Source organism: Pseudomonas sp. TE12508 (assembly GCF_056279485.1).
Genome location: NZ_JBWCCN010000002.1, coordinates 381,426 through 405,995 on the forward strand (window position 1 = coordinate 381,426; position 24,570 = coordinate 405,995).

At 59.2% G+C, this 24,570-nt stretch carries 21 protein-coding genes; 6 read left to right on the plus strand and 15 right to left on the minus strand.

The features are described from left to right. Nucleotides 1-125 precede the first annotated feature (125 nt). Nucleotides 126-665, minus strand: a complete 540-nt coding sequence (locus ACZ9IM_RS04020) for a FixH family protein (protein ID WP_427625543.1) — start codon at nucleotides 663-665, stop codon at nucleotides 126-128. 11 nt (nucleotides 666-676) lie between these two features. Continuing rightward, on the minus strand, nucleotides 677-2,092 hold the full coding sequence (gene ccoG, locus ACZ9IM_RS04025) for a cytochrome c oxidase accessory protein CcoG (protein WP_476223421.1): 1,416 nt from the start codon (nucleotides 2,090-2,092) through the stop codon (nucleotides 677-679). An 894-nt stretch (nucleotides 2,093-2,986) separates the two neighbouring features. On the opposite strand from ccoG, the gene ACZ9IM_RS04030 reads away from it, so the two are divergent. Then, a complete protein-coding gene (locus ACZ9IM_RS04030) occupies nucleotides 2,987-3,982 on the plus strand; it encodes a metallophosphoesterase family protein (protein WP_476223422.1) in 996 nt (331 codons plus the stop codon). 80 nt (nucleotides 3,983-4,062) lie between these two features. Here ACZ9IM_RS04030 and ccoP (ACZ9IM_RS04035) read toward each other — a convergent pair whose 3' ends face one another. The 8 genes from ccoP (ACZ9IM_RS04035) to ccoN (ACZ9IM_RS04070) all read right to left on the minus strand — a co-directional run bounded on the left by ccoP (ACZ9IM_RS04035) (nucleotide 4,063) and on the right by ccoN (ACZ9IM_RS04070) (nucleotide 10,987). Beyond that, complete coding sequence (gene ccoP, locus ACZ9IM_RS04035; protein WP_008075160.1) at nucleotides 4,063-5,046, minus strand: cytochrome-c oxidase, cbb3-type subunit III; 984 nt, start codon at nucleotides 5,044-5,046, stop codon at nucleotides 4,063-4,065. After that, nucleotides 5,043-5,228, minus strand: a complete 186-nt coding sequence (locus ACZ9IM_RS04040) for a CcoQ/FixQ family Cbb3-type cytochrome c oxidase assembly chaperone (RefSeq protein WP_003175465.1) — start codon at nucleotides 5,226-5,228, stop codon at nucleotides 5,043-5,045. Before ACZ9IM_RS04040 ends, ccoP (ACZ9IM_RS04035) begins: the two co-directional genes overlap by 4 nt. 5 nt (nucleotides 5,229-5,233) lie before the next feature. Then, complete coding sequence (gene ccoO, locus ACZ9IM_RS04045) at nucleotides 5,234-5,842, minus strand: cytochrome-c oxidase, cbb3-type subunit II (protein WP_007905434.1); 609 nt, start codon at nucleotides 5,840-5,842, stop codon at nucleotides 5,234-5,236. Next, nucleotides 5,842-7,284: a cytochrome-c oxidase, cbb3-type subunit I gene (ccoN, locus tag ACZ9IM_RS04050; protein WP_007905436.1), complete on the minus strand. Its 1,443-nt coding sequence runs from the start codon at nucleotides 7,282-7,284 to the stop codon at nucleotides 5,842-5,844. Before ccoN (ACZ9IM_RS04050) ends, ccoO (ACZ9IM_RS04045) begins: the two co-directional genes overlap by 1 nt. A 481-nt stretch (nucleotides 7,285-7,765) precedes the next feature. Next, on the minus strand, nucleotides 7,766-8,719 hold the full coding sequence (gene ccoP, locus ACZ9IM_RS04055; RefSeq protein ID WP_476223423.1) for a cytochrome-c oxidase, cbb3-type subunit III: 954 nt from the start codon (nucleotides 8,717-8,719) through the stop codon (nucleotides 7,766-7,768). Then, a complete protein-coding gene (locus ACZ9IM_RS04060; RefSeq protein ID WP_427625570.1) occupies nucleotides 8,716-8,922 on the minus strand; it encodes a cbb3-type cytochrome oxidase subunit 3 in 207 nt (68 codons plus the stop codon). The genes ccoP (ACZ9IM_RS04055) and ACZ9IM_RS04060 overlap by 4 nt, the downstream gene beginning before the upstream one ends. A 21-nt stretch (nucleotides 8,923-8,943) precedes the next feature. Then, complete coding sequence (gene ccoO / locus ACZ9IM_RS04065; RefSeq protein WP_476223424.1) at nucleotides 8,944-9,552, minus strand: cytochrome-c oxidase, cbb3-type subunit II; 609 nt, start codon at nucleotides 9,550-9,552, stop codon at nucleotides 8,944-8,946. A gap of 10 nt (nucleotides 9,553-9,562) precedes the next feature. Further along, nucleotides 9,563-10,987 (minus strand): cytochrome-c oxidase, cbb3-type subunit I, encoded by a 1,425-nt coding sequence (gene ccoN / locus ACZ9IM_RS04070; RefSeq protein WP_476223425.1) that lies wholly within the window; start codon nucleotides 10,985-10,987, stop codon nucleotides 9,563-9,565. A 108-nt stretch (nucleotides 10,988-11,095) separates the two neighbouring features. Between ccoN (ACZ9IM_RS04070) and ACZ9IM_RS04075 the strand changes: the two genes are divergently transcribed. Beyond that, nucleotides 11,096-11,773 carry an alpha/beta family hydrolase gene (locus tag ACZ9IM_RS04075; RefSeq protein WP_476223426.1) on the plus strand — a complete coding sequence of 226 codons (678 nt, stop codon included), beginning with the start codon at nucleotides 11,096-11,098 and terminating at the stop codon, nucleotides 11,771-11,773. Between the two features lie 128 nt (nucleotides 11,774-11,901). Here the strand turns inward: ACZ9IM_RS04075 and ACZ9IM_RS04080 are convergent, their stop codons facing one another. The 3 genes from ACZ9IM_RS04080 to acnA all read right to left on the minus strand — a co-directional run bounded on the left by ACZ9IM_RS04080 (nucleotide 11,902) and on the right by acnA (nucleotide 17,386). Next, the gene (locus ACZ9IM_RS04080; RefSeq protein WP_476223427.1) at nucleotides 11,902-13,467 is read right to left on the minus strand and encodes a methyl-accepting chemotaxis protein; all 1,566 of its coding nucleotides are present in this window, start codon (nucleotides 13,465-13,467) and stop codon (nucleotides 11,902-11,904) included. Nucleotides 13,468-13,571: 104 nt separating this feature from the next. Beyond that, nucleotides 13,572-14,363 (minus strand): CPBP family intramembrane glutamic endopeptidase, encoded by a 792-nt coding sequence (locus tag ACZ9IM_RS04085; protein ID WP_427625551.1) that lies wholly within the window; start codon nucleotides 14,361-14,363, stop codon nucleotides 13,572-13,574. Between the two features lie 281 nt (nucleotides 14,364-14,644). After that, the gene (gene acnA / locus ACZ9IM_RS04090) at nucleotides 14,645-17,386 is read right to left on the minus strand and encodes an aconitate hydratase AcnA (protein WP_476223428.1); all 2,742 of its coding nucleotides are present in this window, start codon (nucleotides 17,384-17,386) and stop codon (nucleotides 14,645-14,647) included. Between the two features lie 221 nt (nucleotides 17,387-17,607). Between acnA and rlmM the strand changes: the two genes are divergently transcribed. Together rlmM and tusA are read left to right on the plus strand one after the other, a co-directional pair. Beyond that, complete coding sequence (rlmM, locus tag ACZ9IM_RS04095; protein WP_427625553.1) at nucleotides 17,608-18,681, plus strand: 23S rRNA (cytidine(2498)-2'-O)-methyltransferase RlmM; 1,074 nt, start codon at nucleotides 17,608-17,610, stop codon at nucleotides 18,679-18,681. Nucleotides 18,682-18,874: 193 nt separating this feature from the next. Further along, nucleotides 18,875-19,126, plus strand: a complete 252-nt coding sequence (gene tusA, locus ACZ9IM_RS04100; RefSeq protein WP_007907805.1) for a sulfurtransferase TusA — start codon at nucleotides 18,875-18,877, stop codon at nucleotides 19,124-19,126. Here the strand turns inward: tusA and ACZ9IM_RS04105 are convergent. Next, a complete protein-coding gene (locus tag ACZ9IM_RS04105) occupies nucleotides 19,123-20,532 on the minus strand; it encodes an MATE family efflux transporter (RefSeq protein WP_476223429.1) in 1,410 nt (469 codons plus the stop codon). The genes tusA and ACZ9IM_RS04105 overlap by 4 nt on opposite strands. A 340-nt stretch (nucleotides 20,533-20,872) precedes the next feature. Here ACZ9IM_RS04105 and pdxB point away from each other — a divergent pair, with 340 nt between their 5' ends. Then, nucleotides 20,873-22,015 (plus strand): 4-phosphoerythronate dehydrogenase PdxB, encoded by a 1,143-nt coding sequence (gene pdxB, locus ACZ9IM_RS04110; protein ID WP_476223430.1) that lies wholly within the window; start codon nucleotides 20,873-20,875, stop codon nucleotides 22,013-22,015. Between the two features lie 174 nt (nucleotides 22,016-22,189). Here pdxB and ACZ9IM_RS04115 read toward each other — a convergent pair whose 3' ends face one another. Then, nucleotides 22,190-22,369, minus strand: a complete 180-nt coding sequence (locus tag ACZ9IM_RS04115; protein WP_427625556.1) for a PA1571 family protein — start codon at nucleotides 22,367-22,369, stop codon at nucleotides 22,190-22,192. A gap of 258 nt (nucleotides 22,370-22,627) precedes the next feature. Between ACZ9IM_RS04115 and ACZ9IM_RS04120 the strand changes: the two genes are divergently transcribed. Further along, entirely contained in the window at nucleotides 22,628-24,415 is a 1,788-nt protein-coding gene (locus ACZ9IM_RS04120) for an ABC transporter transmembrane domain-containing protein (RefSeq protein WP_476223431.1), read from the plus strand. Nucleotides 24,416-24,570: the final 155 nt, after the last annotated feature.

Genomic DNA, 24,570 nt, shown 5'->3' on the forward strand with positions numbered 1-24,570 from the left:
CCGATGATCGTTCCCACGCTCCGCGTGGGAATGCCTCTCCGGACGCTCCGCGTCCGCTTCGGCTGGGACGCAGAGCGTCCCTGGCTGCGTTCCCACGCAGAGCGTGGGAACGATCAGGGTAAGGCTTATTTTTTCAGGTCTTCCGCGCCCTGCAGCGGCTCATCACCGAGCAGCAGATCCTTGGCATGGCTGACCTGTTCTTCTTCGAACATGCGCCAGATCTTGTCATCCTGCACACCCAGCAATTCGACGAAGCGACGACCTTCAATCTTGTCGCTCAACTGGCCGATGTAGCGGCCCTGTTCGGTTTCGCTGCGGGCCAGGGTGATCTTGCGATCCTTCTCCGGCTGAGTGGGTGAAATCAGGTTCAGCTCAAGGGTTGCAGGCGTGCTGTTGCCGCTCAGGCGCAGGTCGACTTCGCCGGTCACGTCATCCAGGTGCATGCTGGCACGCAGTTGCAGGGTCTGGGCCAGCAGTTCGCGGTCCAGCGAACGGTTGATGCCCTTGCCGGCCTCGTAATAGTTGTCGTTGACCAGGTTGTCCGGGTTGTTCACCGCGATGGTCACCATCGACAGGGTCAAGGTCACCGAGCAGGCCAGGATGGCGATGATAATCCACGGCCAAAGGTGCTTGTACCAGGGACTTGCGGCAGTTGCTGCGGGCATGATCACTTCTCTCAACGAATTTGTGGGCCGATGAATCGGCTCTTGGCTTCAACGTGGACGTTGGCGTCATCGGCATCCTTGAGGATGAATTTCACCTCGTTGGTGCTCGACGGCAATTGTTCCGGTGCACTGGACAGTTCGACCGGCTGGCTGAAAATCTCCCCGGCGGCGACTTTGATCTCGCGCTTGCCTTGCAGCTTGAGATCCGGCAGGCCGGTGGCTTCCAGCACGTACGTGTGGTCGCGCTGGTCCTTGTTCATGATCTTCAGGCTGTAGACGTTTTCGATCCGGCCTTCGGCGTTCTCGCGATACAGCACGCGGTCTTTGCTGACGTCGAAACCGACCAGCGAGCGCATGAAAAATGCAGTCACCAGCAATGCGATCATCGCCAGCAGCACTGTGGCATAGCCGATCAGGCGTGGACGCAGTTTATTGGTTTTTTGCCCCGACAGGTTGTGCTCGGTGGTGTAGCTGATCAGGCCGCGCGGGTAATCCATCTTGTCCATGATGCTGTCGCAGGCGTCAATGCACGCCGCGCAGCCGATGCATTCGACCTGCAGGCCGTCACGAATGTCGATACCGGTGGGGCAGACCTGGACGCACATCGTGCAATCGATGCAGTCACCCAGGCCCTGAGCCTTGTAGTCGATGCCTTTCTTGCGCGGGCCACGGCTTTCGCCACGGCGCGGGTCGTAGGAAACGATCAGTGTGTCCTTGTCGAACATTACGCTCTGGAAGCGTGCGTACGGGCACATGTAAATGCACACCTGCTCGCGCAACCAGCCGGCGTTGCCGTAGGTGGCGAGGGTGAAGAAGCCGACCCAGAAATACGACCAGCCATCCGCCTGGCCTGTAAAGAAGTCGAGCACCAGTTCGCGAATCGGCGAGAAGTAACCGACAAAGGTCATGCCGGTCACGAAGCCGATCAGCAGCCACATCGTGTGCTTGCTGAACTTGCGCAGGAATTTGTGGGCGCTCATCGGCGCCTTGTCGAGTTTGATGCGCTGGTTGCGGTCGCCTTCAGTGACCTTTTCGCACCACATGAAGATCCAGGTCCAGACGCTTTGCGGGCAGGTATAGCCACACCAGACCCGACCGGCATACACGGTAATGAAAAACAGGCCGAAGGCACTGATGATCAGAATGCCCGAGAGCAGGATGAAATCCTGAGGCCAGAAGGTCGCGCCAAAAATGAAGAATTTACGCTCTGGCAGGTTCCACCAGACGGCTTGATGACCGCCCCAGCTCAGCCACACCGTGCCGAAGTACAGCAGAAACAGCCCGGCCCCGCCGATCATCCGCAAATTGCGGAACAGGCCGGTGAAGGCGCGGGTGTAGATCTTTTCTCGAGAGGCGTAGAGGTCGACGCTGTTGTTCGCGTTCTTGGCAGGCGGAGTGACGTCGTGTACCGGAATCTGATTGCTCATCGTTGCATCCCACGGCAGTGGAAAAATGCCTCGGTCAGTACGTGCCGACCGCGGTCAAAAAGAGGTGTTGCAGTGGCGCAATGATACGCCTGTCGCTCTAGCCCGAGGGTGCGACCTTTGGTCGCGTTGGGGGGAGGACGTGGATGGTGTAGTAGATGCAACAAGTCATGATCCAGATCAATTGACTATAGACGATCCATGAATCACCTCTCGTGAGCCGCTCCTTGGAGCGCAGCGGCTCATTTATTCTGAGAAGGTATCAAGGCAGCCTTCCGTCTCCCAAGCTGTCCAGCCCGCTGTCTTTTTTTCTACCGACATCTTCGGTGGCCGGTTTTGTGCTTTCGTTGTCTGAGGGCGTGCCCTCAACATCGTTGATAACGTAAGTGAAATCCTCGTGTGATAGCACACAATCGTAGTCAGACTCTCGCATAGGGTTCTTCCTTGAAATGCATCTATTGAACGGTGGTCCTCACGTTGCTCGTCAGGGTGAAAAGGGAAGCTACAGGGCGCTGAAATCCGAGTCTATTGAGCATTCGTCTCAAATTATGAAGGCGTCGAAATGCAAACGGCCCCGCCAATTCTCATTGGCGAGGCCGTTTTTTTGTTGCATCAAGCGTTTGCCTTACTGGGGCTGCCGCTGGAGCTTTTTCACCGTCAGACAAAACGTGATGCAGGTCCATTGAATTTTGAGTATAGCGGCTTGCTCGGCACTCGTTAGAGCGCGTTCATATGTTTGATTCTTAACTAACGAAATGTCAGACATATATTTTATTGGTTTGAAAGTTTCATTTATTTGCGAGTTAACAGGGCTTATTGTATTTTGCGGCTTCAACGTAATGGCTGCGAAGAGCGGCTAATCAATATCAATGGAAATGGATTTCAATGAAGTTATCAATGAATAAGTGGCTGGCATGCCTTGCCTTGGTGTTAGTTAATTGCTGGGGCTCAAGTGTTGCTTTTGCAGAAGCACCGCAACACATGATATTTGCCTCGGATTCGCAATATCCCTGGAGTGATCTTACCGATAAGGGTGAACAAGATCCCAATAAGGAAGCTCGGTCAAGAGAGCTGATCGAGTTGCAGTATTCCGATATCGCGAGCTTCAGAAGCCTTAATGGCGGCGCTCACCGTATACCTGTAATGATTAATGGAGATATCACGGCGTTTGGTCATGGAGGCGAGCGTTCGTACATGAGGGGGGTTTTTGAGAAGAAGTTGCTGGGGCTCTATGACTATGGTTTGGGGAACCATGATTATGCCAATAACGTAGATGATTGTGTTTGGAATAATTGTGCGGCCGGGAGTATCAATGACCTCAAGACACGCTATTGGGGAAAAGGGGTATCCATGGACTTGGGGGCAAGAAGTTCGGGGCTTGGGAAAATTTATTACGGCAGTCTCGCCTACTCAAAGGGTTTTGGTGATGTGCATTTTGTTCAATTGAATAATGAGCCGACCTATACAGTTAATTTTACTTCCGGTAATCCGTTGGCTCGAACGTCCTTTGAAATTACTGATGCGCTGGACTGGCTTGAGCGTGATCTGAAAAGCGCGAGAGCACAGGGCAAAATCATTATTCTCAATATGCACAAGGTCTATGACTGGGCTGGCAGTGATGCGCAGATTTCCCGATTTAAACAGATGATCAACCAGTACAAGGTGACCGCTGTATTTGGCGGGCATGATCACAAGGGAGTAGGGATCCATGTGTTCTCCAGAAAATGGGAACTGTTTGGCGAAGTGCCCGTATTCATGAGTGGGTCTGCTTCCCAGCAAACCTATCTTATTGCCAGTTTTACCGATGATCGACAGTCTCTGAAAATCAGCGTAGTACACAACAGTAACTGGCCCAGCCGTGAAGCCGTGAGGGTCATTCCTGTCTTGAAGTAAGCAGGTTTGAGGCTGAAATGAAAACGGCCCCGCCAATTCACATGGGCGGGGCCGTTTGTTGTTGCGATCAAGCGTCTGCCTTACTGGGCGTCCGCTTCCGGCGCTTTCTCACCGTGAGACAGGCTGTAGACGTAAGCGGCCAGCAGGTGAACCTTGTCGTTGCCTTGCAGCTGTTCTTGTGCAGGCATCTGGCCCTGACGGCCGTAACGGATGGTCTGCTGCAGTTGAGCGAAGCTCGAACCGTAGATGAACGCCGCCGGGTGGGTCAGGTCAGGTGCGCCCATCGCTGGCGTACCTTTGCCTGCGGGACCGTGGCACGCCACGCAGTTGGCAGCGAACAGTTTCTGGCCGGCAACCGGGTCAGCCTTGGCGCCTTCCGGCAGCTTGCGGCCATCGAGGTTGGTCAGCACGTAAGCGGCAACATCGCTGACACCTTGTTCACCGATCACTGCAGCCCAGGCCGGCATCACGGCATGACGACCGCCCATGATGGTGGTCTTGATGGTTTGCGCATCACCGCCCCAGCGCCAGTCGGCGTCGGTCAGGTTAGGGAAACCGTAGGCGCCTTTGGCGTCGGAACCGTGGCAGACCGAGCAGTTGGAGGCGAACAGGCGGCCACCCATCTTCAGGGCTTGCGGGTCTTTGGCGACTTCTTCGATCGGCATGGAAGCAAACTTGGCGAAGATCGGGCCGAACTTGGCGTCCGACCTGAGCATTTCCTTTTCCCATTCGTGAACGCCGGTCCAGCCGGTCTGGCCGTTGGCGAACGCGGTCTGCTTCTCGTTATCCAGGTAGTTGTAACCCGGCAACAGGCCTTTCCAGTTACCCAGGCCCGGGTACAGCACCAGATAGCCGAGGGCGAAGATGATGGTGCCCACGAACAGCATGAACCACCATTTCGGCAGCGGGTTGTCATACTCCTCGATCCCGTCGAAGGAGTGGCCGACCGTTTCATCGGTGGATTCGCTGCGCTGGCCCTTGCGGGTGGACAGCAGCAGCCAGGTCAGGGCGAAGATGGTGCCGAGACTGAGGACTGTGACGTACAGACTCCAGAACGTAGTCATTCTTTGTTACTCCTAGAAGCTTGCTCGACGTGCTTGATGGCTTCGGGATCATCCGCGAAAGGCAGCAAGGTCGCGTCTTCAAACTCCGACTTGCGCTTGGGGCTGAACACCCACAGCGCCAGACCGATGAAGGCCACCATCACAACAACGGTGCCCAGGCCACGAATCATCCCGATATCCATCTAAATCACCGTTTGCTTTTGATGATGGTGCCCAGGCCTTGCAGATAGGCCACCAGCGCGTCCATTTCGGTTTTGCCCTTCACAGCATCCTTGGCACCGGCGATGTCTTCGTCGGTGTAAGGGACGCCGAGCGTGCGCAAGACTTCCATTTTCTTGGCGGTGTCTTTGCCGTCGAGCTTGTTTTCCACGAGGAACGGATAGGCCGGCATTTTCGACTCAGGCACCACGTTGCGCGGGTTGTACAAGTGCGCACGCTGCCAGTCATCGGAGTAACGACCGCCGACACGGGCCAGGTCCGGACCGGTACGCTTGGAACCCCACAGGAACGGGTGGTCCCAAACGCTTTCACCGGCGACCGAATAGTGGCCGTAACGTTCGGTTTCAGCACGGAACGGGCGGATCATCTGCGAGTGGCAGCCGACACAACCGTTGGCGATGTACACGTCGCGGCCTTCCAGCTCAAGGGCGGTACGCGGCTTCATGCCCTCGACCGGCTTGTTGGTGACGTCCTGGAAAAACAGCGGAACGATTTGAGTCAGGCCGCCGACGCTGACGGCGATAACCATGAAGAAGGCCAGCAGGCCAATATTCTTCTCGACTGCTTCATGCTTCATCAGTGAGCTCCAACTACAGCAATCTGTTCAGCAGCTTTGGCTTCAGCCGGGTTCGAGGCACGTACGGTACGCCATACGTTGTAGGCCATGAACAGCATGCCGCTGGCAAAGAACGCACCGCCCAGGGCGCGAACGATGAAACCTGGGTGGCTGGCTTGCAGCGCTTCAACGAACGAGTAGGTGAGGGTGCCGTCGTCGTTGATTGCACGCCACATCAGACCTTGGGTGATGCCGTTGACCCACATCGAGGCGATGTACAGAACGGTACCGATGGTCGCGAGCCAGAAGTGCGTGTTGATCAGGCCGATGCTGTGCATCTGCGTACGACCGAACAGTTTCGGGATCATGTGGTAGATCGCGCCGATCGAAATCATCGCTACCCAGCCAAGAGCGCCGGCGTGTACGTGGCCGATGGTCCAGTCGGTGTAGTGCGACAGCGAGTTGACGGTCTTGATGGCCATCATCGGGCCTTCGAAGGTCGACATGCCGTAGAACGCCAGCGATACCACGAGGAAGCGCAGGATCGGGTCGGTGCGCAGCTTATGCCAGGCACCCGACAAGGTCATCATGCCGTTGATCATGCCGCCCCAGCTTGGTGCCAGCAGGATGATCGACATCGCCATGCCCAGGGACTGAGCCCAGTCCGGCAATGCGGTGTAATGCAGGTGGTGCGGACCGGCCCAGATATACAGGGTAATCAGCGCCCAGAAGTGCACGATCGACAGACGATAGGAGTAGATCGGACGCTCGGCCTGCTTCGGAACGAAGTAGTACATCATCCCCAGGAAGCCGGTGGTCAGGAAGAAACCTACCGCGTTGTGGCCGTACCACCACTGGATCATCGCATCAGTCGCACCCGAGTAGGCCGAGTAGGACTTGAAGAAACTGACCGGCAGGGACGCGTGGTTGACGATGTGCAGCATCGCGGTCACGACGATGAAGGCACCGTAGAACCAGTTACCGACATAGATGTGCTTGGTCTTGCGCTTGACGATGGTGCCGAAGAACACCAGACCGTAGGTGACCCAGACGATGGCCAGCAGAATAGCCAGAGGCCATTCAAGTTCCGCGTATTCCTTGGTGGTCGTGAAACCCATCGGCAAGGTAACGATCGCGCCGACTATCACCGCTTGCCAACCCCAGAAGGTGAAGGCCGCGAGGCTGTCGGAAATCAGTCGCGTTTGGCAGGTTCGCTGCACGACGTAATAGGAAGTGGCAAACAGAGCGCACCCACCGAAGGCGAAAATCACCAGGTTGGTGTGCAGCGGGCGCAGGCGTCCAAAGCTCGTCCATGCCAGACCGAAGTTCAACTCCGGCCAGACCAGTTGCGAGGCGATGAAGACACCGAGCCCCATGCCAAGGATCCCCCAGACCACCGTCATGATGGCGAACTGGCGGACTACCTTATAGTTATAAGCAGTCGGACTGATTGCTGTGCTCATTCTAAGGTTCCACGGTTTGGGTGTTTTATTAGGAGTAAAAATCGGCCGCAAGTATGTAGAAAGCGGGGGGTCATTGCAACGCGCCATGACGTAGGTCAATGCTTTCAAAAGCTGATTCTGCGGCCTTTCCATGCGCCGCGTAAGGACAAAATTGCCCTCGGGCAAAATGTCGCAACGGATCAAAGAGGCGAGGGGTTCAGGTCAGTTGTAACGGGGTATGTTCAAACACGACGATCGGGTAACAGAGGGCAACGGGGACGATAGCCGGTGTCTACCAGCCTTTGCGGCCTGTCATCGAGCAAATTCGTCGAACACATCGGGTTGAATCGACCTGGAACCGGTGCTGGCCAGTCCGCATCGCAAGGAGCTTAGACCCGAATCCGGCGAACCGAAAGGAAGACCAAGGGAGGGTGCGACAATGCGTCGCAAAGGGGCAGGGAACTGCCGCATCCGGGTGAATGCGGCGTTGCGCGGACGAGATTTATTCGCTTTTGCCTTCAGCCTGTAAACGCTCGGTGCTCAGGCCTTGAGACAGGCTATACACGTAAGCGGCCAGCAGTTGCACCTTGTCGTTACCGAGCAGTTCGTTCTGCGCCGGCATATGGCCCTGACGGCCATGGCGAATGGTTTGTTCAAGCTGCGCCAGGCTTGTACCGTAGATAAATCCGGCCGGTTGCGTCAGCTTCGGCGCCCCCATGGCTTCAGTGCCCTGGCCATTTGCCCCATGACAGGCTACGCAGGTGGTGCTGAACGCTTGCTGTCCAGCGTGCAGATCGGCTGTGCTGCCTTCAGGCAAGGGCAGACCGGCCAGTTCGTGACGCACATAAGCGGCGACGTTCTTCACGCCGGCGTCACCGAGGATTTCTCCCCAGGCCGGCATCGCGGCCATGCGACCGCCCATGATAGTCGTTTTGATCATTTCGGCATCGCCGCCCCAGCGCCAGTTGTTGTCCGCCAGGTTAGGGAAACCAAATGCGCCCTTGGCATCCGAGCCGTGGCACACCGAGCAATTGGACGCAAACAGACGACCACCCATTTTCAGGGCTAGCGGGTCCTTGGCCACTTCTTCGATGGGCATGGCAGAGAATTTGGCGAAGATCGGCCCGAACTTCGCGTCAGCCTTGTTCATCTCCTTTTCCCATTCGTGGACACCGGTCCAGCCGTCCTCATAACCGGGCAATATGCCTTTCCAGTTGCCCAGGCCCGGGTAAAGCACCAGATAACCGACGGCAAACACCAACGTGCCGGCGAACAGCATGAACCACCACTGCGGCAGCGGATTGTCGTACTCCTCGATGCCGTCGAAGCTGTGGCCCATGGTCTGGTCGACGCTGCCCTTGGTTTCGCCCTTGCGGGTACCGATCAGCAGCCAGGTCAGGCCGATCAGGCTGCCGATGGTCAGTACGCAGATCCACGTACTCCAGAAGGTGGTCATGGCCGGGTACTCCTTGTTGTTGCAGATTCTTGAGTGTTGGCGTTGTCGGGATGCGGCTCGTCGGCGAACGGCAGCAGGCGTGCTTCGGCGAATTCCGGATTGCGCTTGCGGTTGAACACCCACAGCGTCAGGCCGACGAAGGCCACGAACACCACGACCGTGCCCAGGCCGCGGATCATTCCACTGCTCATTACGCTTACGATTTCAAAGGGCATGGCCATGGCTCACCTCCTGCTCTTGATGGATGTGCCGAGCACTTGCAGGTAAGCGACCAGCGCGTCCATTTCGGTCTTGCCCTTGAGCGAAGCCACTGAGCCTGCGATGTCTTCATCGGTGTACGGTACGCCGAGGGTGCGCATGGCGCGGATCTTGGTTTCGGTGTGGCTGCTGTCGACCTGATTGGCCACCAGCCATGGATAGGCCGGCATCTTCGACTCCGGCACCACGTTGCGCGGGTTGTACAAGTGCGCGCGGTGCCAGTCTTCGGAGTAGCGACCGCCAACGCGTGCCAGGTCCGGCCCGGTGCGCTTGGAGCCCCACAGGAACGGGTGATCCCACACGCTTTCACCGGCCACCGAGTAATGCCCATAGCGCTCGGTCTCGGCGCGGAACGGGCGGATCATCTGCGAGTGGCAACCGACGCAGCCTTCGCGGATGTAAATGTCGCGACCTTCCAGTTGCAGCGCGGTGTAGGGCTTCATGCCTTCCACCGGTTTATTGGTCACGTCCTGAAAGAACAGCGGGACGATCTGGGTCAGGCCGCCGATGCTCACGGCGAACACCATCAGCAACATCAGCAGGCCGACGTTTTTCTCGATTGTTTCGTGTTTCATGGCGGACTCCTCAGGCTATCTGCGCGGCAGCGGCGACTTCGGCAGGCTGCGAGGCCCGCACCGTGCGCCAGGTGTTGTAAGCCATCAGGAACATGCCACTGAGGAAGATCGCACCGCCCACCAGTCGCACGACGAAGCCTGGGTGGCTGGCCACCAGGGTTTCGACGAAGGAATAGGTCAGCGTGCCGTCCTCGTTGACGGCGCGCCACATCAGGCCCTGGGCGATGCCGTTGACCCACATCGACGCGATGTACAGCACGGTGCCGATGGTCGCGAGCCAGAAGTGCGCGTTGATCAGGCCGATGCTGTGCATCTGTGTGCGGCCGAAGATTTTCGGAATCATGTGGTACAGCGCACCGATGGAAATCATCGCCACCCAGCCGAGCGCGCCGGCATGAACGTGGCCGATGGTCCAGTCGGTGTAGTGGGAGAGGGCGTTCACTGTTTTGATCGCCATCATCGGCCCTTCGAAGGTCGACATGCCGTAGAACGCCAGCGACACCACGAGGAAACGCAGGATCGGGTCGCTGCGCAACTTATGCCAGGCGCCCGAGAGGGTCATCATGCCGTTGATCATCCCGCCCCAGCTCGGCGCCAACAGGATCAGCGACATCACCATTCCCAACGACTGCGCCCAGTCCGGCAGCGCGGTGTAGTGCAAGTGGTGTGGGCCGGCCCAGATGTACAGGGTGATCAGCGCCCAGAAGTGCACGATCGACAAGCGATAGGAATACACCGGACGCTCGGCCTGTTTCGGCACGAAGTAGTACATCATCCCGAGGAAACCGGCGGTGAGGAAAAAGCCTACGGCGTTGTGTCCGTACCACCACTGCACCATGGCATCGGTCGCACCGGCGTACAGCGAGTAGGACTTGGTGAAACTCACTGGCAATTCCAGGTTGTTGACGATGTGCAGGATCGCCACGGTGATGATGAAGCCACCGAAGAACCAGTTACCGACATAGATGTGTTTGGTCTTGCGCTGCATGATCGTGCCGAAGAACACCACGGCATAAGCAACCCAGACGATGGTGATCAGGATGTCGATCGGCCATTCCAGCTCGGCGTATTCCTTGGAACTGGTGTAACCCAGTGGCAGGCTGATGGCCGCCAGCAGGATCACCAGTTGCCAGCCCCAGAAGCAGAACGCGGCGATCTTCGGCGCGAACAATCGGGTCTGGCAGGTGCGTTGTACCGAATAGAACGAACTGGCGAACAGGGCGCAACCGCCGAAAGCGAAGATCACCGCGTTGGTATGCAGCGGGCGCAGGCGGCCGAAGCTGGTCCACGGCAGGTTGAAGTTGAGTTCGGGCCAGACCAACTGGGCAGCGAGAAAAACCCCGAGCCCCATGCCGACGATGCCCCACACCACCGTCATAATGGCGAATTGGCGGACCACCTTGTAGTTGTAGGCGGTACTGATAGAAGTGTTCATGGTTCCCCATCCACGGTTCAGCCGAAGTGAGAGCCTGCCTTTGCGAGTAAGCCGCAAGGCAACGCTCCCTTCGCCTGGAGTTATAGGCAGACTAAAAGCGAGGCAAGCATGGACAAAGAGCACAAGGCCAGTATTGACGGGGATCAATGGGCGCAGTGTGTGCGGGATCATGGATGGCTGTGGAATGCCGCCGCAGGCAAGGCCTCGGCGACGCTGATTCTCGCTCACGGTGCCGGTGCGCCGATGGACAGTGGCTGGATGAGCGACATGGCTGAGCGCCTTGCCGCGCATGGGGTCAACGTGTTGCGTTTCGAGTTTCCCTACATGGCGCAGCGGCGTATCGATGGCGGTAAACGTCCCCCCAACCCTGCGCCCAAATTGCAGGATTGCTGGCGTGAGGTGTATGCGGTGGTGCGACGCCATGTCGCTGGGCGCCTGGCCATTGGCGGCAAGTCCATGGGCGGGCGGATGGCGAGTTTGTTGGCCGATGAGTTGGGAGCGGATGCGCTGGTGTGCCTGGGGTACCCGTTTTACGCCGTCGGCAAACCGGAAAAACCGCGGGTCGAGCATTTGGCGGCGCTGAAGACTCGCACGTTGATTGTGCAGGGTGAGCGGGATGCGCTGGGTAATCGGGCTGCGGTCGAAGGGTATGAGTTGGCGCCGGGTATCGAGGTGTTCTGGCTGGAGGCAGCGGATCATGATTTGAAGCCGTTGAAGGCTTCCGGGTTTACTCATGAGCAGCATTTGGCGGCTGCGGCGGGGAAGGTGGCTGATTTCCTACGCTAAGCGATCGTTCCCACGCTCCGCGTGGGAATGCCTCAACGGACGCTCTGCGTCCGCTTCTGGGACGCGGAGCGTCCCGGGCTGCATTCCCACGCAGAGCGTGGGAACGATCAGGATCAGGCGAGGCACTATCAGCGATTAAACCGCTCCACCAACGAATACTGGGTATTCGCGGTCTTGGTCAGTTCTTCGCTCAACAGCGCCGAGTGCTGTGCCTGTTCCGAGGTCTGGTCAGCCAGTTGCGAGATGTTGCTGATGTTGCGGCTGATTTCTTCGGCGACGGCGCTTTGCTCTTCGGTGGCGGCAGCAATCTGGGTGGTCATGTCGGTGATGTTGGCCACCGCTTCGCTGATGCCCACCAGCGCCTGATCCGCTTCCAATACCCGCGCCACACCTTCTTCGGCCTGGCGATGCCCGGTTTCCATGGTTTGCACCGCGGTGCTGGCGGTTTGTTGCAGCTTGGCGATCAGGGCGTGGATTTGCCCGGTGGATTCGCTGGTGCGTTGCGCCAGTTGACGCACTTCGTCGGCCACCACCGCAAAACCACGGCCCATCTCGCCGGCACGCGCGGCTTCAATCGCAGCGTTCAAGGCCAGCAGGTTGGTCTGGTCGGCGATGCCTTTGATCACATCGACCACGCCGCCGATTTCGTCGCTGTCCTTGGCCAGTTGCGTGACCGTCAGGCCGGTTTCACCGACCACCACCGACAGGCGCTGAATGGCTTCGCGGGTTTCCCCGGCGATGTCGCGACCGCGACCGGTCAGGCGATTGGCTTCCTGAGTGGCGTCGGCGGTGCGCTGCACGTGGCTGGCGACTTCCTGAGTGGTGGCGGCCATCTGATTCACAGCGGTCGCCACTTGCTCGGTTTCCACGCGTTGACGTTCCAGGCCGGTGGAGCTGTTGTGGGCCAGGGTGTCAGACTGTTTCGCTTGCTCGGTCAGGTGTTCGGCGGTGTCCTGCAGGCGGGTCAGGCAGGTTTTCAGGCGTGCTTCCTGGCTGAGGATCGACATCTCCAAACGTGCCTGGGCGCCACGGCTGTCGGTATACATCTGCGCGATCAGGGGGTCGGACGTGGTCTGCTCGGCCAGGCGCAGCAAACGCTTGATACCGCGCTGTTGCCAGCTCAAACCCATCAAGCCCAACGGCACCGAAAGGCCGGCGGCGAGGGCGAAGCCCCATTGGGACGTCAGGGTGGCGCCGATCATGAAGCTCAACTGGCTGACCAGAATGAACGGCAGCCAGTCCTGAAGTACCGGCAGCCATTTGTCGCTTTGAGGAATGGCTGACTTGCCCTGGTTTATGCGTTGGTAGAGCGCTTCGGCGCGGCGGATCTGCTCGGCGGTGGGTTTGACCCGCACCGACTCGTAACCGACCAGCTGATTGCCGTCGAACACCGGTGTGACATAGGCGTTAACCCAGTAGTGGTCACCGGTCTTGCAGCGATTCTTGACAATGCCCATCCATGGCAAGCCTTGTTTCAGTGTGCCCCACATGTGCGCGAACACCGCAGCCGGGACGTCGGGGTGACGGACCAGGTTATGCGGCGCACGGAGCAGTTCCTCACGAGAAAACCCGCTGATTTCGACGAAAGCGTCGTTGCAGTAGGTGATCACGCCCTTGGCATCGGTGGTGGAAATCAACCGTTGCTGAGCCGGGAAGGTCCGTTCGCGTTGGGTAATGGGCTGGTTGTTACGCATGGCTTTTTCAATCCGCAAGGCTTTGAAAGGTTCTCGGCATCGTCAGGCATTTATTGAAATGTTTTTTTCATAAATCAGTGACGCGTCGCAAAACGACCATTGCGTCAGCCAGCGAGCATCGGATAAGTGAACAGCCCGAAATGCAGCAGATTCAAACCAAAGTGGGTGGCGATGGCCGCGCCCAACCCGCCGAAACGGTAAGCCAGGCCATAACCGACCCCCGCCAGGCCCGCCAACAACACCCATTGCCAGCCAGCGCCCAGATGCACGAGGCCGAACAGCATTGAGGCGAGCAATAACGCGAGGTTGTCGCCGTAAGGCAGGTGTTTGAACTGCCGGCTCAGACCGCCCTGGATGTAGCCGCGAAACAGCGCTTCTTCCACCAGCGTCACCAGCAACAGATTGTTCAGTACCCACAACCAGGCCTGATCCGGCCACTTCGGTGCCCAACTGATCACGCCCAGCAACAGCGCGCCGCCCAAGGCCAGCACGGCGCTTACGATCAGGGCGAGGGCGGTGGCATAAACGGACAGCCGCAACGAGCGCCGGCCGACAATCCATGGGCAAATCAGCAACAGCCAGAAGCCGATCAGCGGTTTGTCCTGATTCAGGTACATCGCAAACGGCACGGCATCGCCGGTGAAACGCTGGGGATCAATCGCGCGACCGTTGAAGAAACCGGGAAGCCAGTGCATTGCCAGCGCTACCGCCAGGAAGATGAACAGGCCGTGGCCGAGGTAGCGGCCTACGGGAACCTGTTGCTGGCGAACGGCGAAACCGGCGAACAGCAGCAACGCAAAAGAGATAGCGGACAGCCAACCGAGATGGCCGTAGATCAACGCCAGGCCGTAGCCAATGGAGAGAAGTGCCAGATAAGTCCATGGCAGAGCGATCATTTGAAGTCCTTGTGTCCGAAATTTTGCGGATTGCCTCATTCCCTGTGGGAGCGGCCTGTGGCGAGGGGGCTTGCCCCCGTTTGAGTGCGTAGCACTCACAAAATCTTTGGTATATCAGAGATTTTGGGACTGCTTCGCAGCCCAACGGGGGCAAGCCCCCTCGCCACAGGCGCGCCCATTTGTCCTGTGATCGACACAAAACAAATGGGCGCGCGATTATAGAGACGTACACCGCGCAAACAAAAACACCGCCCGAAGGCGGTGTCGTTGTCAGCAGGCTGTTACGAGGCAATCAATTGCCGCAACACATAATGCAAAATCCCGCCGGCCTTGAAGTATTCCACTTCGTTGAGGGTATCGATCCGGCACAACACCTCAATCTTTTCCTTGCTGCCGTCTTCACGGGAGACAACCAGGGTCAGGTTCATCCGTGGAGTCAGTTCGACGCCGGTCAGACCAAGGATGTCCACGGTTTCCTTGCCGGTGAGGTTCAGGCTCTTGCGGTTCTGATCCAGCTTGAACTGCAACGGCAACACGCCCATGCCGACCAGGTTGGAACGGTGAATTCGCTCGAAGCTCTCGGCGATAACTGCTTTCACGCCCAGCAGATTGGTGCCCTTGGCCGCCCAGTCACGGCTCGAGCCGGTGCCATATTCTTGCCCGGCGATCACCACCAACGGCGTGCCTGACGCCTGGTAACGCATGGCTGCGTCGTAGATGGGCAGCTTTTCTCCGGTCGGAATATAAATCGTGTTGCCGCCTTCTTCGCCGCCGAGCATCTCGTTGCGAATCCGGATATTGGCGAAGGTACCGCGCATCATCACTTGATGGTTGCCGCGACGGGAGCCGTAGGAGTTGAAGTCCCGCGGTTCCACCCCTTGCTCGCGCAAGTAATGGCCGGCAGGGCTGTCAGCCTTGATGTTGCCGGCCGGGGAGATGTGGTCGGTGGTCACCGAATCGCCGAGCAGCGCCAGGACTCTCGCCCCTTCGACGTCCTTGACCACCGGCGCAGGGCCGCCGATGTCATCGAAGAATGGCGGATGCTGGATATACGTCGAATCGTTGTCCCAGACATAAGTCGCCGCCTGCGGCACTTCGATCGCCTGCCACTGTTCGTCGCCGGCAAACACTTCGGCGTACTCCTTGTGGAACATCGCGGTGTTTACCTGAGTTACCGCGTCGGCGATTTCTTTAGTGCTCGGCCAAATGTCTCGCAGATAAACCGGCTGGCCGTCCTTGTCGTTACCCAATGACTCGCTGCTGATATCGATGCGCACCGTGCCAGCCAATGCATAGGCGACGACCAGAGGCGGGGAGGCCAGCCAGTTGGTTTTCACCAGCGGATGCACGCGACCTTCAAAGTTGCGGTTGCCCGAGAGCACCGAGGCGACGGTCAGGTCGGCTTTCTGAATGGCTTTTTCGATCGGCTCCGGCAACGGTCCGGAGTTACCGATGCAGGTGGTGCAGCCATAACCAACTAGCGCAAAACCGAGCTCATCAAGGTATTGGGTCAGGCCCGCTGCCTTGTAGTAGTCGGTGACCACTTTCGAACCGGGAGCCAGCGAACTCTTGACCCATGGCTTGCGCTTCAGGCCTTTCTCCACGGCTTTTTTTGCCACCAGCCCGGCCGCCATCATCACGCTGGGATTGGAGGTGTTGGTGCAGGACGTGATGGCGGCGATCACCACTGCACCGTTTTTCAGCCGATAAGTACTCCCTTCGTGGTGGTAATCCGCTTCGCCGATCAGATCGGCGTTACCCACCGCGACGCCACCGCCACCCTCACTTTCGAGGCGACCTTCTTCCTTGCTGGGCGGTTTGAATTGCAGGCCGAGAAAGTCAGTGAACGCTTGCGCGACATTCGGCAACGAGACGCGGTCTTGCGGGCGCTTTGGCCCGGCGAGGCTGGCTTCGACGCTGCCCATGTCCAGGGCCAGGCTGTCGGTGAACACCGGCTCCTTGCCGGGCAGGCGCCACAGGCCCTGGGTCTTGCAATAGGCCTCCACCAGTTTCACGGTTTGCGGGGTGCGGCCGGACAGGCGCAAGTATTCCAGTGTCACCTCGTCCACCGGGAAGAAACCGCAGGTGGCGCCATATTCCGGAGCCATGTTGGCGATGGTCGCGCGATCGGCCAGCGGCAGGTCGGCGAGGCCGTCGCCGTAGAACTCGACAAATTTCCCCACCACACCTTTCTTGCGCAGCATCTGGGTGACCGTCAGCACCAGGTCGGTGGCGGTAATGCCTTCCTTGAGCTTGCCGGTGAGCTTGAAACCGATCACTTCCGGAATCAGCATCGACACCGGTTGGCCGAGCATCGCTGCTTCCGCTTCGATCCCGCCGACGCCCCAGCCGAGCACGCCGAGGCCATTGATCATGGTGGTGTGGGAGTCGGTGCCAACCAAAGTGTCCGGGAAGGCATAGGTGCGCCCGTCCTCGTCCTTGGTCCAGACCGTGCGGCCCAGATACTCGAGGTTGACCTGGTGGCAAATGCCGGTGCCCGGTGGCACCACGCTGAAATTGTTAAAGGCGCTCTGACCCCAGCGCAGGAAGGCATAACGCTCGTGGTTGCGCTGCATTTCAATGTCGACGTTTTGTCCGAAGGCGCTTGCACTTGCGTATTTGTCGACCATCACCGAGTGGTCGATCACCAGGTCCACCGGCGACAGCGGATTGATTCGCTGCGGGTCGCCACCGGCCTTGGCCATGGCCGCGCGCATGGCGGCCAGGTCGACCACGGCGGGGACGCCGGTAAAGTCCTGCATCAATACCCGCGCGGGCCGGTACTGAATTTCGCGATCGGAGCGGCGCTCCTTCAGCCAGGCGGCAATCGCCTTGAGATCAGCGCCAGTGACGGTTTTCTCGTCCTCCCAGCGCAGCAGGTTTTCCAGCAACACTTTCAACGACATCGGCAGCTTGTTCAGATCACCCAGGCTTTTGGCGGCTTCGGGCAGGCTGAAATAGTGATAGGTCTTGTCGTCGACTTGTAAGGTTTTAAGGGTTTTCAGGCTATCGAGGGACGGCATTGAAATGACTCCTTTAAATCCGCACGGCTACGGACTGAGGGGCGGGCAGAGCTTTTAACCTAGCCCCGTTTAGACATTAAGGCTAATAACTGGACCCTAAGGACAAGTCCAAGGTTCCGATCTCGGCTATCATGCGCCGGTTTTCGTGACAGGCTTTGCTTCAACGCAAGTCTGGGCATCGCGCAGTGGCTGAATTCTTCGCCAACTGCCCAGGAGTAAGAATGAACACCCTCTTTATGCATTGCCGGCCGGGCTTCGAAAGCGAAGTCTGTTCCGAGATTTCCGAACATGCCGCGCGGCTGAACGTGGCCGGTTATGCCAAGGCCAAAACCGCCAGCGCCTGCGCCGAATTTATCTGTACCGAAGAAGACGGCGCCGAGCGCCTGATGCGTGGCCAGCGTTTCGCCGATCTGATCTTCCCGCGCCAGTGGGCTCGCGGGATCTTCATCGATCTGCCGGAAACCGACCGCATCAGCGTGATCCTTGCGCACATGGCGGACTTCCCGCTGTGCGGCAGCCTATGGCTGGAAATGGTCGACACCAACGATGGCAAGGAACTGTCGAACTTCTGCAAGAAGTTCGAAGGCCACCTGCGCAAGGCGCTGATGGCGGCCGGAAAACTGGTGGAAGACCCCCACAAACCACGGCTGCTGCTGACCTTCAAGAGCGGTCGCGAAGTGTTCATGGGCCTGGCGGAATCGAATAATTCGGCGATGTGGCCAATGGGCATCCCACGCCTGAAATTCCCGCGTGAAGCGCCGAGCCGTTCGACCCTCAAGCTGGAAGAAGCCTGGCACCATTTCATTCCCCGCGACCAGTGGGACGAGCGCCTGCACAGTGACATGACCGGTGTCGACCTCGGCGCTGCACCCGGTGGCTGGACCTGGCAACTGGTCAATCGCGGCATGTTGGTGACCGCCATCGACAACGGCCCGATGGCCGAAAGCCTGATGGACACCGGTTTGGTGCAGCACTTGATGGCCGACGGTTTCACCTTCAAGCCCAAGCAACCGGTGGACTGGATGGTCTGCGACATCGTCGAGAAACCGGCGCGCAACGCGGCGATGCTGGAAGAGTGGATTGGCGAGGGGCATTGCCGGGAAGCGGTGGTCAACCTCAAGCTGCCGATGAAACAGCGTTATGCCGAAGTGAAGCGCTTGCTGGAGCGTATTGCCGACGGGTTCAAGGCGCGGGGCATTCGGGTTGAGATCGGCTGCAAACAGCTGTATCACGACCGTGAAGAAGTGACCTGCCATTTGCGCCGATTGGACGTGAAGAAACCCAAGTCCCGCTGATACACACGGACCCATGTCCGATCGTTCCCACGCTCTGCGTGGGAACGCCGCCGGGGACGCTCCGCGTTCCGCCTTTGGATGTGACGCAGAGCGTCACGGGATGCATTCCCACGCAGAGCGTGGGAATGATCAGCTGCCAGTGACTAGACACCCGGCAATGCGCGACAATGCCGGCAAGTTTCAGGAGTAAACCATGAGTGAAATGATCGATACGCCGGTAGACGGCACCCTCGACGCCACCGGCCTCAATTGCCCGGAACCGGTGATGATGCTGCACCAGCACATCCGAGACCTGGTGCCCGGCGGCCTGCTGAAGGTGATCGCCACCGACCCGTCGACCCGTCGCGACATTCCCAAGTTTTGCGTGTTTCTCGACCACGAACTGGTCGCGCAGCACGAAGAGGCAGGCACCTACCTCTACTGGATCCGCAAGAAACTCGCTTAACCCGCCGAACGACTGATGCGGATCCGCTTGCGTGCACTGCGCGTCAGGCGGATCGACAGCATCAGCGCCGCGCAACTCAAGCCGACGATCAAACCCTGCCACAGCCCGCTCGGGCCACTCGGCGCGCCGAGCCAGTCGGTCAGGCCCAAGGCGTAACCCACCGGTAAACCGATTCCCCAGTACGCGAACAGCGTCAGGATCATCGTCATCCGCGTGTCCTGATAGCCGCGCAATGCGCCTGCCGCCGTCACCTGGATCGCATCGGAAAACTGGAACAGCGCCGAATACACGATCAGCATCGCGGCCACCTGAATCACCGTCGGGTCGGCGGTGTAAATCGCAGCGATGGGTTCACGCAGCAATAGCATCAGGCTCGCCGACAAGCACGCATAAGCCAAGGCAGTGCCCATGCCGACACCGGCGGCGAAGCGGGCTTCGCGTGGTTCCTCACGGCCGAGTGCCTGGCCGACACGCACGGTCACGGCCATGCCCAGGGAGTAGGGGATCATGAACACCAGCGAGCTGAAGTTCAGCGCGATCTGGTGCCCGGCGACCACGGTGGCGCCGAGGCTGCCGATCAGCAGGGCAATTACGGCGAAGATGCTCGACTCGGCGAATACCGCGATGCCGATTGGCAGGCCGATGCCCAGCAGACGCTTGATCACCGACCACTGCGGCCAGTCGAAACGGCTGAACAATTCGCTCGACTGATAGGCCGGCGCCCAGCGCTCCCAGCCGGCCATGCCCAACGCCATCACCCACATCACGATCGCCGTGGCCCAGCCGCAGCCGACCCCACCCATGGCCGGCACACCAAAGTGGCCGTAGATGAAGATGTAGTTCAGTGGGATATTCAGCGCCAGCCCGCACAGGCCAAGGACCATGGCCGGGCGGGTGCGACCCAGGCCGTCACTGAAGCAGCGCAGCACGTGATAGAACGCGACGGCAGGCAGGCCGCTGGCGATGCCGTGCAGATACTGCATGCACGGGCCGATCAGCTCGGGATCGACCTTCATGATATGCAGGATCGGTTCGGCACTGAACAGCATGCCGGTCGCCATCAAGCCCACCACCAGCGCCAGCCACAACGCCTGGCGTACGATCGGGCCGATCTCGCTGTGCGTGCCGGCGCCGAAGCGCTGGGCGACTTTCGGGGTGGTGGCCAGCAGTGTGCCGGTCATCAGCAGAAACACCGGCACCCAGATCGAGTTACCCAGCGCGACGGCCGCCAGATCTCGAGGCCCGACACGACCGGCCATCACCGCATCGACGAAGCCCATGGCGGTGGTCGCCAGTTGCGCGATCATGATCGGCAACGCCAGGCCAAGCAGGTTTTTCAGCTCCAGGCGAACCCGGGCCGGGCGGTTGAGGGAAACAGCGGCGGGGCGGTCAGTCACGGAATTCAAGGCGAAACGTCCAAAAGATTTTGATGCGCGAGGCGGCGCATTCTACGCCTTGACGCAGTGGTCAGGAAAAGTCCTGTGTTAGGGATTTGTAATCAGCTTGTTTCGACATTCCTGTGGCGAGGGAGCTTGCTCCCGCTGGGCTGCGCAGCAGCCCCAAAATCAGCAACCCATTTCCTTCAGGCACACCGCGGCATCAGTCTTTACGACTGCTTCGCAGCCGGACGGGAGCAAGCTCCCTCGCCACAGGGCCCGTGTTGCCCTTCACATCAAGACGAACAATGCCTGCTGGCCCATCACGGTCATCTACGCCTAAACTGCCGATCCGCCAAAGGAGCCTGCCATGCTGATTGTTGCCGACGAAAATATCCCGCTGCTCGATGCCTTCTTCGCAGGTTTCGGTGAAATCCGCCGGGTACCGGGACGTGCCATCGACCGCGCCACTGTCGAGCAGGCCGATGTGCTGTTGGTGCGCTCGGTGAGCAACGTCAACCGCGCATTGCTCGAGGGCAGCAAGGTGCGCTTTGTCGGCACCTGCACCATCGGCACTGATCACCTGGATCTGGATTACTTTCAACAGGCCGGCATTACCTGGTCCAGCGCGCCAGGCTGCAATGCCCGGGGTGTGGTCGATTACGTGCTGGGTAGCCTGCTGACCCTGGCCGAAATCGAAGGTGCCGACCTGACTCAACGCACCTACGGTGTGGTCGGCGCCGGTGAAGTGGGCGGGCGGCTGGTCAAGGTTTTGCAAGGTCTGGGCTGGAACGTGCTGGTCTGCGATCCCCCAAGGCAAGCGGCCGAAGGGGGTGATTACGTCAGCCTCGAGCAGATCATCGAGCAATGCGACGTCATCAGTCTGCACACTCCGCTAGACAAGCAAGGCCCTCAGTCGACCTGGCATCTGTTCGATAAAAACCGCTTGAACCAACTCAAGCCCGGCACCTGGCTGATCAACGCCAGTCGTGGCCCGGTCATCGACAATGCCGCTCTGCGCCAGGTGCTGTTGGAACGTGAAGACCTGCAAGCGGTGCTGGATGTCTGGGAGGGGGAACCTGAGGTCGATGTGGCACTGGCCGAGTTGTGTGTGCTAGCGACGCCACACATTGCCGGTTACAGCCTCGACGGCAGACAGCGCGGGACGGCGCAGATCTATCAGGCGCTTTGTGAGTTCCTTGGGCAACCGGAACAGGTCAGCCTGAACGATTTGCTGCCAGCACCGTGGTTGTCGGCGGTGACGTTGAACGCCGACAGCGATCCGGCCTGGGCGCTGGCGATGTTGTGCCGTGGCGTGTACGACCCACGCCGTGACGATGCGAATTTCCGTCGCAGCCTTGTAGGTAATGTGAGCGAGCAGCGTGCGGCGTTTGATGCCTTGCGCAAACATTATCCGCTGCGGCGTGAGATCGATGGGTTGAGCGTGCGGGTCGAGGGGGACTCGCCGGCGTTGCAGCGGATCGTGGCGGCGTTGGGGGCTTCGGCTGTCTGAGTACCGCGTTGGCCTTATCGCGGGCAAGCCACGCTCCCACAGGTCATGCGTCAATTTTGCAATCGCGGTAATCCTGTGGGAGCGGGCTTGCCCGCGATAGGGCGCGCAGCACCCTCAAAAGGCACCCATAAAAAACCCGGCTAAAAGAGCCGGGTCAAGAAGACGGTGGCTATATCACTCTTGTTCGGCAGGCTTGACCAATCGCTTTTCCAGTTCGCGGCAAGCGTCCTGGATCATGTTTTCAGTGATCGGTACTTCGTGCCCATCCTTATCAATAATCGAGCAACCCAGAGACTGGTCTGGCTGCGTGCGGATCACTGGAATCTTGTCTTCGCTGCTGTTTTGCAAGGACATGGCCTGTCTCCTCATCAGGTTGTGTGCTTACTGTAGAACCGCCAGGTGACCGGGCTGTGACAACTCCCTGCGATCTTTCAGGTCGGCATCTTCAGTCCATCAGAAATACCCGGACGTTTCCACCCGGACTTTAGACCAATAATCTCTAGCCACTAGTCTTGGCGGTCATAATTAACCTGACTCATTATGATTTACCGCGTTCAATCCCGTTGGGCGGTGTAGGCTTGGTCGAGTTAAAGCCATTGGTTGCGCCATCGGATGATCTTCATGCTCTCTTCCCGTCACCGCCGCGCCATTCGTCTGGCCAGCCGTTTCCTCGCGCCTTATCGCTGGCCGGCCTTCGGCGCTTTGCTGGCATTGATTGTTACGGCCGGCATCACCTTGTCCATGGGGCAGGGGATTCGCCTGCTGGTGGATCAGGGCTTCATGACCCAGTCGCCGCATTTGCTCAACCGATCCATCGGCGTGTTCATGCTGCTGGTGGTCGGTCTGGCGATTGGCACCTTTGCGCGGTTTTACCTGGTGTCGTGGATCGGCGAGCGCGTCGTTGCGGACATCCGCCGACGGGTGTTCAACCATCTGGTCTACCTGCATCCGGGGTTCTATGAAGACAACCGCAGCTCCGAGATCCAGTCGCGGCTGACTGCCGACACCACGCTGCTGCAATCGGTAATCGGCTCTTCGCTGTCGCTGTTCCTGCGTAACGGGCTGATGGTGATCGGCGGGATTGTCTTGCTGTTTATCACCAACCCCAAACTCACCAGCATCGTGGTGGTCGCGTTGCCGCTGGTGGTCGCGCCCATCCTGATTTTTGGTCGCCGGGTGCGCACCCTGTCGCGTCTGAGCCAGGACCGGATTGCCGATATCGGCAGCTATGTCTCTGAAACACTGAGTCAGATCAAAACCGTGCAGGCCTACAACCATCAGGTTCAGGACGAGCAGCGTTTTGCCACGACCGTGGAAGAGGCTTTCAACACTGCCCGCAAGCGCATCTTCCAGCGAGCCTGGTTGATTACCCTGGTGATCCTGCTGGTGTTGGGCGCCGTCGGGGTGATGCTCTGGGTCGGCGGCATGGATGTCATCGCCGGGCGGATTTCCGCGGGTGAGCTGGCGGCGTTCGTCTTTTACAGCCTGATCGTCGGCGGTGCCTTCGGCACGTTGAGTGAAGTGATCGGTGAACTGCAGCGAGCAGCGGGGGCGGCGGAGCGGATTGCCGAGTTATTGCGTTCGGAAAACATCATCCAGCCACCGACCCAGGGCCTGGTGACTTTGCCTGAGCGGGTGAAGGGCGATCTGGTACTGCAAGATGTGCGCTTTTGCTACCCGTCGCGTCCGCAAAGCTATGCTGTCGATGGTTTGAATCTGACGATCAACGCCGGCGAAACACTCGCATTGGTCGGACCGTCCGGTGCTGGCAAATCGACAGTGTATGACCTGCTATTACGCTTTTACGACCCTGCCGAAGGACGCATCCTGCTGGACGGTGTGCCGCTGACTCAGCTCGATCCTCTGGACCTGCGCCGCTGTTTCGCCCTGGTTTCACAAACCCCGGCGCTGTTCTTCGGCAGCATCGAAGAGAACATTCGCTACGGCCGCCCGACGGCAACTTTGGCCCAGGTCCAGGAAGCCGCGAAAATCGCCTATGCCCACGACTTCATCGAGCAAATGCCCAACGGCTACCAGACTCACCTCGGCGACGCGGGTCTCGGTTTGTCCGGCGGGCAACGCCAGCGCCTGGCCATCGCCCGAGCGCTGCTGGTGGACGCGCCGATCCTGCTGCTGGACGAAGCCACCAGCGCCCTCGACGCCCAGAGCGAGCACCTGATCCAGCAAGCCCTGCCCAGCCTGATGAAAAATCGCACCACGCTGGTCATTGCCCATCGACTGGCCACGGTGAAAAACGCTGACAGGATCGCGGTGATGGACCAAGGGAAACTGGTGGCGGTGGGGACGCATCAAGAGTTGATTGCGAGTAACGCGCTGTATGCACGGCTGGCGGCGTTGCAGTTCAATGACGGCAAAGTCGAAACCGATCTGCGAGCGTAGACACTGTTGGTTCGGGACGATCTTTTCGATTCCCATCAAAGAAGAGCGACCCAGTAATCGACCCAGTAATCGACCCAGTAACCGATCAAGTAACCGATCAAGTAACCGACCAAGTAGCGAAATTGCTTCGGGCTCTCGAAGGGACCGGTCCGGTG